The organism is Mesorhizobium sp. M2D.F.Ca.ET.226.01.1.1 (genome assembly GCF_004022705.2).
Taxonomy (GTDB): domain Bacteria; phylum Pseudomonadota; class Alphaproteobacteria; order Rhizobiales; family Rhizobiaceae; genus Mesorhizobium.
Window position 1 is genome coordinate 279,691 of sequence record NZ_RZOY02000003.1, and the last position, 13,370, is coordinate 293,060.

At 64.7% G+C, this 13,370-nt stretch carries 14 protein-coding genes; 5 read left to right on the plus strand and 9 right to left on the minus strand.

All coding sequences use genetic code 11. The annotated features are described in order from the left end of the window. Nucleotides 1-26: 26 nt before the first annotated feature. The 3 genes from flhA to EN869_RS08790 are packed head-to-tail and all read left to right on the plus strand — an operon-like array spanning nucleotide 27 to nucleotide 3,252. Nucleotides 27-2,114, plus strand: a complete 2,088-nt coding sequence (gene flhA, locus EN869_RS08780; RefSeq protein ID WP_127225734.1) for a flagellar biosynthesis protein FlhA — start codon at nucleotides 27-29, stop codon at nucleotides 2,112-2,114. Continuing rightward, nucleotides 2,111-2,863 carry a flagellar biosynthetic protein FliR gene (gene fliR / locus EN869_RS08785; RefSeq protein WP_127225733.1) on the plus strand — a complete coding sequence of 251 codons (753 nt, stop codon included), beginning with the start codon at nucleotides 2,111-2,113 and terminating at the stop codon, nucleotides 2,861-2,863. Before flhA ends, fliR begins: the two co-directional genes overlap by 4 nt. Nucleotides 2,864-2,868: 5 nt before the next feature. Next, nucleotides 2,869-3,252 (plus strand): hypothetical protein, encoded by a 384-nt coding sequence (locus EN869_RS08790; protein WP_127225732.1) that lies wholly within the window; start codon nucleotides 2,869-2,871, stop codon nucleotides 3,250-3,252. Between the two features lie 148 nt (nucleotides 3,253-3,400). On the opposite strand, the gene EN869_RS08795 is transcribed toward EN869_RS08790, so the two are convergent. The 9 genes from EN869_RS08795 to EN869_RS08835 form a co-directional block, all read right to left on the minus strand. Then, on the minus strand, nucleotides 3,401-4,312 hold the full coding sequence (locus tag EN869_RS08795; protein WP_127225731.1) for an ABC transporter permease: 912 nt from the start codon (nucleotides 4,310-4,312) through the stop codon (nucleotides 3,401-3,403). Beyond that, nucleotides 4,309-5,409, minus strand: coding sequence for an ABC transporter permease (locus EN869_RS08800; protein ID WP_127225730.1), 1,101 nt, complete (start codon nucleotides 5,407-5,409; stop codon nucleotides 4,309-4,311). The genes EN869_RS08795 and EN869_RS08800 overlap by 4 nt, the downstream gene beginning before the upstream one ends. Further along, on the minus strand, nucleotides 5,406-6,929 hold the full coding sequence (locus tag EN869_RS08805; RefSeq protein ID WP_127225729.1) for an ABC transporter ATP-binding protein: 1,524 nt from the start codon (nucleotides 6,927-6,929) through the stop codon (nucleotides 5,406-5,408). The genes EN869_RS08800 and EN869_RS08805 overlap by 4 nt, the downstream gene beginning before the upstream one ends. 2 nt (nucleotides 6,930-6,931) lie before the next feature. After that, nucleotides 6,932-8,026 carry a BMP family ABC transporter substrate-binding protein gene (locus EN869_RS08810; RefSeq protein WP_189341230.1) on the minus strand — a complete coding sequence of 365 codons (1,095 nt, stop codon included), beginning with the start codon at nucleotides 8,024-8,026 and terminating at the stop codon, nucleotides 6,932-6,934. 33 nt (nucleotides 8,027-8,059) lie between these two features. Next, nucleotides 8,060-9,439: an amidohydrolase gene (locus EN869_RS08815; protein ID WP_127225727.1), complete on the minus strand. Its 1,380-nt coding sequence runs from the start codon at nucleotides 9,437-9,439 to the stop codon at nucleotides 8,060-8,062. 1 nt (nucleotide 9,440) lies between these two features. Then, the gene (locus EN869_RS08820) at nucleotides 9,441-10,100 is read right to left on the minus strand and encodes a glutathione S-transferase family protein (RefSeq protein WP_127225726.1); all 660 of its coding nucleotides are present in this window, start codon (nucleotides 10,098-10,100) and stop codon (nucleotides 9,441-9,443) included. Continuing rightward, nucleotides 10,097-10,942 (minus strand): aromatic ring-hydroxylating dioxygenase subunit alpha, encoded by an 846-nt coding sequence (locus tag EN869_RS08825; RefSeq protein WP_127225725.1) that lies wholly within the window; start codon nucleotides 10,940-10,942, stop codon nucleotides 10,097-10,099. The genes EN869_RS08820 and EN869_RS08825 overlap by 4 nt, the downstream gene beginning before the upstream one ends. Beyond that, nucleotides 10,939-11,589, minus strand: a complete 651-nt coding sequence (locus EN869_RS08830) for a Rieske 2Fe-2S domain-containing protein (protein WP_127225724.1) — start codon at nucleotides 11,587-11,589, stop codon at nucleotides 10,939-10,941. Before EN869_RS08830 ends, EN869_RS08825 begins: the two co-directional genes overlap by 4 nt. 162 nt (nucleotides 11,590-11,751) lie before the next feature. Further along, nucleotides 11,752-12,012 (minus strand): acylphosphatase, encoded by a 261-nt coding sequence (locus tag EN869_RS08835; protein WP_127225723.1) that lies wholly within the window; start codon nucleotides 12,010-12,012, stop codon nucleotides 11,752-11,754. 347 nt (nucleotides 12,013-12,359) lie between these two features. Here EN869_RS08835 and EN869_RS08840 point away from each other — a divergent pair, with 347 nt between their 5' ends. Both EN869_RS08840 and EN869_RS08845 read left to right on the plus strand, forming a co-directional pair. Continuing rightward, nucleotides 12,360-12,929: a rod-binding protein gene (locus EN869_RS08840; RefSeq protein ID WP_245489395.1), complete on the plus strand. Its 570-nt coding sequence runs from the start codon at nucleotides 12,360-12,362 to the stop codon at nucleotides 12,927-12,929. Nucleotides 12,930-12,937: 8 nt separating this feature from the next. After that, nucleotides 12,938-13,354 carry a hypothetical protein gene (locus EN869_RS08845; RefSeq protein WP_127225722.1) on the plus strand — a complete coding sequence of 139 codons (417 nt, stop codon included), beginning with the start codon at nucleotides 12,938-12,940 and terminating at the stop codon, nucleotides 13,352-13,354. Nucleotides 13,355-13,370: the final 16 nt, after the last annotated feature.

The following is a 13,370-nucleotide window of genomic DNA, read 5'->3' on the forward strand; positions in this document are numbered from 1 at the left end:
GTGGCGGGTCTTGATTTGGGGACGACATGGCGATCAGCGAAACACTCCCGTCCGGCCTGGTGGCGAAGAACGGCCGCGACGTGTTCTTCGCGCTCGGCATCGTCGTCATCCTGGCGGTGCTGTTCCTGCCGATCCCCGCCTTCCTCATCGATATCGGCCTTGCCTTCTCGATCGCGCTTTCAGTGCTGATCCTGATGGTAGCCCTGTGGATCCAGCGGCCGCTCGATTTCTCGTCTTTCCCGACGGTCCTGCTGATCGCCACGATGCTGAGGCTGTCGCTCAACATCGCCACGACGCGCATGATCCTGTCGCATGGCAATGAGGGCACGCATGCCGCCGGCTATGTCATCTCAGGCTTTTCGAAGCTGGTAATGTCGAGCGACTTCGTCATCGGCCTCATCGTCTTCATGATCCTGATCGTGGTGAACTTCATCGTCATCACCAAGGGCGCCACCCGTATCGCCGAAGTCGGCGCGCGCTTCACCCTCGATGCCATCCCCGGCAAGCAGATGTCGATCGATGCCGACCTCTCCGCCGGCATGATCGACGAGAAAACGGCGCAGCTGCGCCGCCGCGAACTGGAGGAGGAATCCTCCTTCTTCGGCTCGATGGACGGCGCCTCGAAATTCGTGCGCGGCGACGCCATCGCCGGCCTGATCATCACCGCCATCAACATCGTCGGCGGCATCGCCATCGGCTACCTGCGCCACGGCATGGGCCTTGGCCAGGCGGCCGACGTCTTCATCAAGCTGTCGGTCGGCGACGGCCTCGTCACCCAGATCCCGGCGCTCATCGTCTCGCTCGCCGCCGGCATGCTCGTCTCCAAGGGCGGCACGCGCGGCTCGGCCAACCAGGCGGTGTTCGGCCAGCTCGGCGCGCATCCACGCGCGCTTTATGTCGCCGCCTCGCTGCTGGTCGTCCTCGGCCTGATGCCCGGCCTGCCGCTGTTCCCTTTCTTCGCGCTCGCCGGCGGCATGGCCAGCCTCGGCTACATCATCCCGCTGCGCCAAAGCCGCGCGCTTGCCGCCGCCGAAGCCCTGAAGACGCAGGAGAAGGCGAACAAGGTCGAGGAGGAGAAGAACTCGGTCAAAGCCTCGCTGGTCACCGCCGAGATCGAGCTTCTGATCGGCAAGCAGTTGTCGACCAGGCTGATGGTGGCGCATCAGGAACTGGTCTTCCGCATGTCGAAGATGCGCAAGAAATTCGCCCAGCAATACGGCTTCGTGGTGCCGGAAGTGCGCGTCGCCGACGACTTCGCCATTCCGCCGAAGAGCTACCAGATCAAGGTGCACGGCACGGTGGTCGCCGAATACCAGATGCGCGTCGGCGAGATCATGGTGCTGCTCGGCACGCGCGGCGTGCCCGAAATCCCCGGCGAGGAGATCCGCGAGCCGGCCTTCGGCATGCGCGCCTATTCGGTGCTCGAAACCTTCGCCGAGGACCTGAAGCGCGAGAACTTCACCTTCGCCGACAACATGTCGGTGCTGCTCACCCACCTGTCCGAGGTGATCCGCAACAACCTGCCGCAGCTTCTGTCCTACAAGGACATGAAGGCGCTGCTGGAGCGGCTCGACCCTGAATACCGCAAGCTCGCCGACGAGATCTGCACCTCGCATATCTCCTATCCCGGGCTGCAGGCGGTGCTGAAGCTGTTGCTCGCCGAGCGCGTGTCGATCCGCAATTTGCATCTGATCATCGAGGCCATCGCCGAGATCGCGCCGCATGTGCGCCGCACCGAGCAGATCGTCGAGCATGTGCGCATCCGCATGGCGCAGCAGATTTGCGGCGATCTGTCGGAAGGCGGCACGCTCAAGGTGCTGCGTCTCGGTAACCGCTGGGACCTCGCCTTCCACCAGAGCCTCAAGCGCGACGCCAAGGGCGAGGTGCGCGAGTTCGACATCGACCCGCGCCAGCTCGAGGAATTCGGCCAGGACGCCACCAAGGCGATCCGCAAGCATCTCGAGGCCGGCGAGCGCTTCGTGCTCGTCACCGCGCCGGACGCGCGCCCCTATGTGCGCATGATCATCGAGCGGCTGTTCACGACTTTGCCGGTGCTCAGCCACGTCGAGATCGCCAAGGGCGTCGAGATCAAGGTGCTCGGAACGATCTCGTGAACGCGCTCTCGCAAGGCGTCGTCATCGCCGCCTTCCTCGCCTTCTGCCGCATCGGCGCCTGCTTCATGCTGATGCCCGGCCTGTCGAGCGCCCGCGTGCCGCTGCAGGTCCGCCTGTTCGTGTCGATCGCCGCGACCGGCGGCCTGCTCGCCTTCCTGTGGGACCGCATCTACCCATTCGTCGATCCGCGCCCGCAGATCCTGGCGCCGATGATCGTCTCCGAGCTGCTGGTCGGCGGCCTGATCGGCGCCATGACCAGGCTCTATATGGAAGCGCTGCGTTTCATGGGCTCGGCCATCGCCACGCTGATCGGCTATGGCGGCTCTGGCGGGCCGGCGATCGAGGAGCCGGAGCCGCAGGCCGCACTTGCTGCCATCATCTCGTTCTCGGCGCTGCTTCTGCTCTTTGTCTTTGACTTCGACCACGAGATCGTCAAGGCGCTCGTCGCCTCCTACCAGGTCGCGCCGGTCAACGTGTTCTTCAATCCGCAGGCAGCGCTCGTCGACGTCACCGACACGGTGTCGGATGCCTTCTTCCTGGTCATTCGCCTCGGCAGCCCATTCGTCGCCTATGCCATCCTGGTCAATCTGACGATCGGGTTCGTCAACAAGCTGACACCGCAGATCCCGGTCTATTTCATCTCACTGCCCTTCGTCATCGCCGGCGGCATGATCATCTTCTATTTCGCCGTCGGCACCTTGCTGTCGCTGTTCGTCGACGGCTTCGTCGACCTCACGCTGGCGAGATAGGCGCCATGACCACGCGAACGGACCGCCTGAAGAAGCTGGTCAAGGTGCAGGAGCAACTGAAGGCGCTGCACGAGACCCGTCATGCCGGCTTCCTCGCCGCCGCCGTCAAGGCGGAAGCCGAGGCCAAGGAACTGATCGAGCATTTCGACGACGACAAATCGCTCGCCGGCCTCTTTCCCGCGCTCTACCACAAGCGCATCACCGATGCGCTCGGCCTGCAGCGACAGAACCTCGAAAATGCCCGCCAGGAAGTCTCGCTGATCGCCACCGCCACTGCGCGGACCAACATGGTCGAGCGCGCCTACAAGGATGTGCGCCGCCGCGACGAACGCGAACGCTCCGACCGCGAGCGGCTCGACCTGATCACGCAGAAACGGGCCGAGGAGTAGCTCAGTAACAACCCGAAGGCGACTCACGGACGACATCACGACCTCTGCTTTGCGCAGCATCTCGGACGCTGAACTCGAAATCCTCCTTACCTGAAGCCGCCATGGATTGCCGCTGACGTTGGCCAACGCGCTTGGGCGGCGAGCGATACTATTGTTCGAAAGGCTCTCCGAGCGAAGCCACGCCGTTGAGCTTAAGCAGACGCCGGTTCGAAGAAATGATGCCCAGCACGACGATTGTCACGATATAGGGCAGGCTCGATAGAAGTTGCGAAGAGACGTCCAGTCCGGTCGCCTGGGCCGCCAGGCTTGCCAGGGAGACGGCGCCGAAGAGGCAGGCGCCGAGAAAGATACGGCTGGTGAGCCAGGTGCCGAAGACGACGAGCGCGATCGCGATCCAGCCGCGCCCGGCAATCATGCCATCGGCCCAGAGCGGCGTGTAGACCACGGCCGCGTAGGCGCCGGCGAAACCCGCCAACACGCCGCCGAAGGCGACAGCGGCGAAGCGCACGGCGATCACCGGATAGCCGAGCGCATGGGCCGCCTTGGGATTCTCGCCGACGGCGCGAACGACAAGGCCGGTCTTGGTGTAGGCGAATATTGCCCAGATGGCGACGGTCGCAGCCAGCGAGAGCCACACGACGACGTCCTGGGCGAACAGGCCGCCGATGACCGGGATATCTGAGAGCCAGGGCAATGAAAGCTTCGGAAGGCCTTTGACCGTGAGGCTCTCATAGCTCTTGCCGAACAGCGCCGACAGGCCCTGGCCGAGTATGCCTATGGCGAGACCCGCCGCGACCTGGTTCGCGCGGAACCCCAGCGCGATGACGGCAAAGACAAGGGAAAGAGCCGCGCTGGCTAGGCCCGCGGCGAGGAAACCCAGGAGGTGGCCGCCGCCGTGATAGACGATGATGAAGGCGATGACCGCCCCCAAGGCCATCAGCCCTTCCACGCCGAGATTGAGGACGCCGGCCCGCTCGGCCACCATCTCGCCGAGCGCCGCCAAAAGGAACGGCGTGGCCGCCGCCAGCATTCCGGCGACGATGAACTCGAGGGCATTCATGGAGCGCTTCCTTGGGCGGCATGGCGCCATTCGAGCCGGTAGCGGACGAAGGCGATGGCGACGAGATAGGCGAGCAGCAGGCTGCCCTGGAAGACGCGGACCGCGGCGACCGGCAGATTTGCCGACACCATGGCGTTGTCGCCGCCGATATAGAGGGCCGCCATGAGCAGCGCGGAAAAAACGATGCCTATCGGATGAAGGCCACCGAGATAAGCGACGATGATGGCCGCATAGCCGTAGCCGGTCGAGATGGAGCGCTGCAACTGGCCGAGCGGCCCGGCCACCTCGGCCGCCCCGGCGAGGCCGGCCGCGAAGCCTCCGATCAGGAAGGAAATCCAGATTGCGCGGCCTTCGTTGAAGCCGGCGTATGCGGCCGCGCGCGGCGCCAGGCCGCCGACCTGCAGCTTGTAGCCGGCGAAACTCCTCTGCATGAACAGCCAGGCCGCGAGGGACAGCGCGCTGGCGATAAGCAGCGAGACGTTGACGCGGGTGCCGGGGATCAGGATCGGCACCATCGCGTCGTACTGGAACATGACCGACTGCGGAAAGTTGAAGCCGGCGGGGTCCTTCCAGGGGCCGAGTAGCAGGTAGTTGAGCAGTTGCGCGGCCACGAGCGCCAGCATCAGCGATACGAGAATCTCGTTCGCGTTGAGCCGCACGCGCCAGAACGCCGTGAGCGAAGCCCAAAGCGAGCCGCCCAGCGCACCGAGGAGGAGCATGGAGGGCCATATCCACTGCCCCGTCGCCTGCGGGAGCCAGATGGGAATGGCCGACGCGAAGATTGCGCCGAGGATGAATTGGCCCTCGGCGCCGATGTTGAAAACCTTGGCGCGAAAGCCGATCGCAAGCCCCTGCGCGATGAGCAGCAGCGGCCCCATCTTCAGCAGGACTTCCGAGAACGAAGCCCAGGACAGGAAAGGTTCGAGCAGCATCGCGTGGAAAACGGCTGCCGGATCGCGACCCATCAGAAGGTAGAGCCCGAAATTGAGCAGTGTCGCAAGACCCACCGCCACGGGCGGGGCGAGCAGCTTGATTGCAAGCGAGGCATGTTCGCGGCGAACCAGAACGGGAAGGAACCGCAGGGGCAGAGCGCTCATGCGGGAACCTTTTCGGCGGTCGTATGCGCACCGATCATATAGCGGCCGATCTCCTCGGGCCTGGTGTCGCGCGTCACCAGCGGCGGACTGAGCCGGCCCTGATGGATGACCTGGATGGAATCGCAGAGCTCGAACAGTTCCTCCAGTTCCTCCGAGATGACGAGAATGCCCATGCCTTCGTTGCGCAGGGCGACGAGGCGCCGGCGGATGGCGGCCGCTGCGCCGATGTCCACGCCCCAGGTGGGCTGCGCCACGAACAGCAATTTCGGCGACAGCATGATCTCGCGGCCGACGATGAACTTTTGCAGATTGCCGCCCGAAAGCGCCCCAGCCTCCGTTTCGGAGCCCGGCGTGCGTACGTCATACTGCCGGATGCATGCTTCGGTGAAAGCTTTCGCTCGGGGCGTGTCGACCAGGCCGCGTTTCAGGAGGCCGGAAGGGTGGGCGGTCAGCAGGCTATTGAGGACGAGCGACATTTCCGGCACCGCGCCGCGGCCCAGCCGCTCCTCGGGAACGAAGGCGAAACCCAGCCGGCGGCGAGCGGCCGCATCGAGCACGCCGACGTCTTTGCCCATCATGAAGATACGCTCGGACTTTTCCCGCGGCAGCACTGTCTCGCCCGAGATCAGCGCCGCGAGTTCGCTCTGGCCGTTGCCCGATATGCCGGCGATACCGAGGATCTCGCCTGCCCGGACCGTCAGGCTGACGTCGGAAAGCGTCACGGCAAAGGGATCGTCGGGCCGATGGTCGAGGCCAACGATTTCAAGGCGCTTCTCTCCGCCGGAATGGGCAACCGCCGGCATGGGCTGCGGCATGTCGCGGCCGATCATCATGCGGGCGAGGTCGTGCGCGTCGTAATCGCGCGGATCCACGTGGCCGGTGATGCGCCCGCTGCGCAGGATGGTCGCACGGTCGCAGACCGCGCGGATCTCCTCGAGCTTGTGCGAGATGAACAGGATTGAGACGCCGCCGTCGCGCAGCCGCCGCAACGTCTCGAACAGCTTGTCCACCGATTGCGGCGGCAGGACGGAAGTCGGCTCGTCAAGGATCAGGAGCTCCGGTCGGGTCATCAGGCAGCGGATGATTTCCACCCGCTGCCGCTCGCCGACCGAAAGCGCGTGCACATGGGCGAGCGGATCGACCTCCAGGCCGAAGTCGCGGCCGAGCTTGCGGATGCCTTGCGCAAGATCCGATTTGGCACCGGGCACGACCAGCCGGATGTTCTCGACGACCGTCAGCGTCTCGAACAAGGAGAAATGCTGGAACACCATGCCGATCCCCTTGCGCCTCGCATCCGCCGGGGACGCGAGGGCCAGGGGTTCTCCTTTCCAGCTCACCGATCCCGCGTCGGGCTGCTCGACGCCGTAGATCAGCTTCATTAGTGTCGACTTGCCCGCCCCGTTCTCTCCGAGGATCGCATGGATCGAGCGCGGAGCCACGTCCAGATCGATGTCTCGATTGGCACGGATCTGGCCGTAGCTCTTAGAGATGCCGCGCAGCGACAGAAGCGGGGCGGTCATGGTTACTTGGGTAGCGGCGTGGTGACACCCTTGACGTGCCAGTCCATGGCGACGATCTCGGCCTCCGCCATCGTCTTGCCGGCGGGGACGCCCTCGCTGCCGTCGGCCTTGGCGATCGGACCGGTAAAGGGCGAGAAGCTGCCGTCGGCGATCTTGGCTTCAACCGCCTTGATCTTGGCCATCATGTCGGCCGGAATGCCCGGGTTCCAGTCAACGACCTCGACAACCTTGTCGCCGACGCCCAGGAAAGCGTTGCCGCCCTTGAAGGTGCCGGCGAGGTGGGCGTCGACCGAGGCCTTGAAGAAGGGCGACCAGTCGGTCGCCACGCAGCCGAGATAGGTCTTGGGCGCGTATTTCTTCATCGACGAGTTGAGGTTGAAGGCGGGGACGCCGGCCTCCTCGCAGGCCGAAATGACGGACGGCGTATCCTGCGCGTTGGAGAAAATGACGTCGCACTTCTGCGCCAGCAGCGCCTTGGCGGCCTCCTGCTCCTTGGCCGGGTCGAACCAGGAATTGACCCATACGACCGAAACCTCGACATCGGGCTTAACCGCCTGCGCGCCCAAGGTGAAGGCGTTGATTGACGTGATCAGCTCGGGAATGGCGAAGGCGGAGACGGAACCGAGCTTGCCGGTCTTCGAAAGCGCGGCTGCGGCCATGCCCATCAGGTAGGTGCCCTGCGAATATTGGGCCGCGAAGGGCGAGAAGTTCGGCGCCACCTGGAAACCGGAAGCATGTAGCACGGTGACGTCGGGATTGCGCCGAGCGATCTGCAGGGCGCCGTTCTGGTATCCGAAGGAGCCGGCGATGAGGAACTTGTTCCCGTCGGCGACCGCCTTGTTCATGATGCGGTCGGCGTCGGGTCCCTCCTGTATGTTCTCGATGATGGTGACCTTCACCTTGTCGCCATAGGCTGCCTTGACCGGCTCGAGCCCGTCGGCGAGCGCGCGACCCCAGCCGACATCGCCGACCGGCGACGGGACCACCAGCGCGATGCCCAGCGGCTCGCCGGCGGCAAGCGCGCGGCTGCCCACCGCGGCAACGAGGCCGGAAGCGGCGGCGCCCTTCATCAATGTTCTGCGGGTAAGATTTATCAGCATGTCGGTTCCCCTTGCTTTTGGTTTTGGTTGCTAGAATTGCACGGTCGCGAGCGCCGCCTCGGCTTGCGCGAACATCCTGGCCTCGTCGAGCCCCGGGAATTCTCCCTTGGCCCAAACGACCCGGCCGTTGATCATGGTCATGTCGGTCGGCGCGCCGATGCCCACCTTGGTCAGCAGGCTCAGCGGATCATGCCGCGTGCCGACATAGTCCATGCGCCGGGTGTCGATGGCGAAGAGGTCGGCGGCCATGCCGGGCGCCAGCCTGCCGATGTCGCCGCGCCCGAGCAGCGCCGCACCCCCCGTCGTCGCATAGCCGAGAAAATCGGCCGGCGGCGGCACCGGATGGTCGCGCGTCGACGCCGCCAGACATTGCAGCATGTAGGCGGAATGGATGCAGTGCATTAGGTTGGAATTGTCGTTCGAGGCGGCGCCGTCGCAGCCCAGTCCGACACTGAGCCCGAGGGCCGACATCGCCGGTATGTCGGTGATCTCGGCGCCGACGAGATAGACCGGCTCAGGGCAATGCGAGACGCCGGTGCCGCTCGCCGCCATCTTGCGCAGCTCGTCGTGGGTGAGCTCCCAGCAATGGGCATAGAAGGCATCCGGCCCGCAGAAGCCGATCTCGGCGCAATAGTCGACCGTGCGCAGGCCGTGACGGGCCTGCATGACAGGGCTCTCGCCCTCGCCGACATGGGTGTGCATGCGCACGTTGCGGTCGCGCGCCAACGCCACCGATTCCACGAAGGTGTCGCGATAGCAGTTGACCGGCTGGCAGGGCGCGACGACGACCTGGCGCATGCCGAAGCGACCGGCATCATGGTAGACATCGATCAGCCGGGCGCAGTCGGCGACGAACTCGTCCGTCGTTTCCAGCATGGCGTCGGGGATAGTCGAGCCTTCCGATTTCGGCAGCGTGTTGCCGCCCCGTCCGGCATGGAAGCGCATGCCGAGTAGTTCGGCCGCTTCGAACTGCCGGTCGATCAGCCGTTTGCCGGCGTGACGCGGAAAACAGTATTGATGGTCGAAAGCCGTCGTGCAGCCGTGCTTTATCAACTCCGCCATCGCCGTGATCGACGCGTGGTAGAAGCATTCTTCGGTCAGCCGCGAGAAAATGGGGTAGATGCGGTCGAGCCATTCGATGACCGACAGCTTCGTCCAGTCCAGTTCGGCGCGGTTGCGCACGAAGCATTGAAAGAAGTGATGATGGGTGTTGACGAGGCCGGGATAGACAAACCAGCCGGCGGCGTCCTGCGCGACGGTGCCGCCAGGCAGTTCCCCCTTGTCGAGGCCTTCGCCGATGGCCCGTATCGCCGGGCCGTCGGTCAAGATATCGACATTGCGACGGACGCGCGGACCGTCGCCATCGTCGACGATGACCGTAGCGCAGCTCTTCAACAGATAACCTGGCATGTCAGGCTTCGCCGCCTTCAGGGACGGGCTCGGGTTTGAGCTCGTGCAGCCGGTGGATGCCGGGCATCTCGATGAAGCCGTCGATGGCGCGGATCGCCCGCGACCACAGCCGGATCGCGGGATAGGGATCGAGCAAAACGCCGCCGTCCGGCGCCAAGGCGACATAGGGAAAGCAGGCGATATCGGCGACCGTCGGCCGGTCCGACGCAAGGAAGCGCTGGCCGCGGATGCGCTGTTCGACGAGGCCGGCTTCCAGTTCCCGCAGGGCCGCCGTGCCCTGCGCGCGAAGCGCATCGATATTGCCCGGACGCAGCAGCATCTCGTGCAGGCGCGCCGCTCCCAGGCTGGCGGTCAGCCGATGCGAGAAGGAAAGCCATTGCTGGACGGTCGCCGCCGGTCTGGCCGCATCGTTGCAAAGCCATTGCGGCGCCGCCTTCGCGGCGAGGTAGACCAGCATGGCCGAGGATTCAGTCAGGACGAGGTCGCCATCCTCCAGGATCGGGATCGAGCCCGCCGGGTTGAGCGCCAGGAGTTCGGGGCCGCGATGCTCACCGCCGGGATGGAAGTCGACGGGGCGGATGTCGAGCGCCACACCGGTCAGCGCCGCCATCAGGCGCACCTTGTAGCAGCTCGGTGACAGGACGTAGTCGTAGAGCTTCATTGCGCCACCAGCTGCGCGCCGTAGGTGTAGCCGTGGCGTTTCAGCCAGCGCCTGTAGGCAACCGAGGTCAGGTCGGCCCGCGTGGGAATCTCCATGCCGGGATCGAGTGGCAGCAGCCCCGGGATCTGGTTTTCAAGGATCGACCGGTCCTGGACGAAGATCGTCTGCTGGAAATGGATCAGGTCGGTCATCGGCGTTTCGTCGTCGAACAGCGCCATCCATGGCCAGACGTCGCACAGGTCTTCGGCAAGCGGCTGCACGAAAAGGGTGATGACGTCCCATTCACCCGGGCGCGGCGGGCAGGTTTTGTAGAGGATCGAGCAGGTCGGCGCGGGCACGCGATACATGTATTGCGTGGTGATGCCGCCTTCCGCCGACTTGGCGGCCTGCGGCTGGTAGAACTGCACCTGGGTTGCCCATACCTCGTCTTCGTCCTCGCGGATCTCGACCTTGTAGTTCTGCACCTCCGTATGCGGCTCGGCTCCCAATATGTCGGTATGGACGAACGGAAAATGCGCGATGTCCAGGAAGTTCTCCACCGCGCGCAGCGGTGAGCAGCGCACGCGCACCACCCCGACATCGACGAGCCGGCGGCCGGGCTGGTCGGCCTCGGGGATCGCAAACAGCGGCTTTTGCGGATCGCCGAGCGACGCCCAGACATGGCCATAGCGGATACAGGCCGGCAGAACACGTCCGTTGCCGCCGGTGACCTTGGCGTTCCCGTCCTCGCCGAGCCTCACCTCGATCGGCTCGCCCATGAGGGCGGTCTTGCGTCCATGCGCATCGAGCTGGCTGGCAAGGCCGACCGGATACCATTCGTCGATCATCGCGTTGCGGGTCATCGGGCGGTCCCGCTGGCCGCAACATGCTCGGCCGCCCGCCGCAGCGCCTCGGCGGCCCTCGACGCGGCGATACGCTCGCTCGGATTGCTGTCCTCGTCCACCAGAACATGCATCAGCGTCCGCGCTTTCCCTTCGGGAGCAAGCAGCAGCCGCACGTTCCGGCCATCATGCGTATAGTCGAGCAGGCCTTCGCCGGCCTTCGTCCCGGCGGCCGACTCCAGCGCGGCGATGTCGGCCTCCACCACCATTGAGCGCAGGGGAGTAACTCCGTCGAACCGTGGCGGCCCGGCGGCTGGTTCGCCAACCGGAATCCAGATGATGCCGCCGCCATCCTCGACGGGCTGTGTCGCGACACGAATCGTGTCCGGCGGCGTCAGTGCCGGATGGGCCGGAATGCGTAGGCAGTTTCCCACCTGGGCATAGCTCCAGCCGTGATAGATGCAGGACAGGGTCTCACCGCGCACGAAGCCGTGGGAGAGGCGCATGCCGCGATGAGGGCATCTGTCGGCAAAGGCCGCCACACGGCCGGAGCGGCTTCGCCAAAGGGCAATCGGCCCGGCTGGGGATGGAGCTGGCATCACGGTTCCCGCAGGCAAGTCCGCGGAGAGGGCAACAGGCATCCAAGAGCCGGTCGGGTAGGGCGGCATACATCAACTTTCAAACGACACCAGCATGTTCCCGAGCACGGCTTAGCGGTCAAGGACATGCTAAAAGACCCGGTCACGTTTGCACAACATTTCCTCACTGGCAATAATGCCCAAAAAAGGTGCATGGCACCCTAGGGTAGGCAAGACCAGCGACTGGAAAACCTAGATCTCGATCGGCGCCCGGCGGATGGCCTCGACCCAGACATCGATTGGTCCAAGAGAGCATCCCATCTCCATCATGTCGATGAGCTCGGCCGGACCGGCAATGTCGAGTTCAATGCGGTCGGGACCGGCAAAGCATATTGCCTGCGCGAGCCCGAGCTTGGCGGCATGACGCTCGATCCACGGAAGGAAGGATGCCGCCTCGACATCGCCGAGGATCGTCATGCGCTCCCGCCAGGAATGGCGATTTTGCTCGCTCATAGAAGCCTCGGCAACGAAACAGACATATATCTATCTACATTTTGCGCAATCGCTGAAGCACCTTTGCGAGCGAGCTCTTGGGGCGCTACAGCGACCGTTCCCGGAGTCGTTTCGCGATGGCGGGATCGCAGCGGAATGACAGCTTTTTGTCCTCTCGTATCCGAATAAGACCATCCGCTACCGGCCTTAAGGGCGACATCAGAAACATCTGATTGGGGAACGCCACCCGTGGTGCGAAGCAGATAACCGATCCATACATCCGCATTTCGCCTCCCTTTTTCCGCAAGCCTGCCACAAGCTTCTTCAGTCATTGTGCAACTAACAATATCTGCAAAGGGCGGACGTTCTTGGCCATTTCCCCACCCAGCGACATCGTCATGGACGTTGCCCGCGCAGCGGAGCCGGCCGATGTCGAGGCCGCGCGCGCGGCGCTCCTCAGGCGCGCGGGTGGTGCGCCCGGTGCCTTCTCGGTCGATCCGTCCGCCACGGTCGATGCCGGCTCCGTGCTTTCTCGCGCCACGGCCGACAAGGCGGAAGCCGCCAATCCGGCGAAGAAGTTCCAGCGCTTCGAGGCGATGGTGCTGACGACCTTCATCCAGAACATGATGCCCAAGGACACCGAGGGCGTCTACGGCAAGGGCCTTGCCGGCGACATGTGGAAATCGCAGCTCGCCGAGAAGGTGGCTGATGTCATGGCCGCGCATGGCGGCATCGGCATCGCCAGATCGATGCTGGCCGACCACTATCTCGACGGCGAGCACAAGGTGCCGGTCGGCCCAGTTGCCGGCGGGCCGCAGAAAACCGAGATCGACCAGCAGACCAGGCTTTCGACCTCGATGCTCGAGGAGCTTGAGCGCAAGGCCGCACGGTCGATGACCGGCGACGAAACCACCATAAAAACGGACATCAAGATCTAGGGACCTACATGGCCGACGAAACGGACCTTTCCAACCTTCCCGCACGGACCAGCGCAGGGGAAGCGCCCGCCGCACGACCCGGCAACCTCGCCGCCATCATCGGCCGCATCGAGGAAGTCGTGGAGGAGGAGACCGCCGGCATCCGCAGCGGGACGGCTTATGACCTCAAGTCGTCGAACGCGCGCAAGAGCCGCTATCTCTACGAGCTGAACCGGGCGCTCAAGGGCGCCAACGAGATCGAATTCCTCGAGCAGCATCGCGAGGGCCTGCTGAGGCTGCGCCAGAAACTGGCGAAGAACGAGGCGGCGATCCTGGCCCATCTCAACGCCGTCAACGAGGTCGCCACGCTTCTGAGAAACGCCATCCAGCGCGCCGATACCGACGGCACCTATTCGGCCGGCGAGTTCGGAATGGCTCGAGCATGATCCCGAAAAGTGGAGG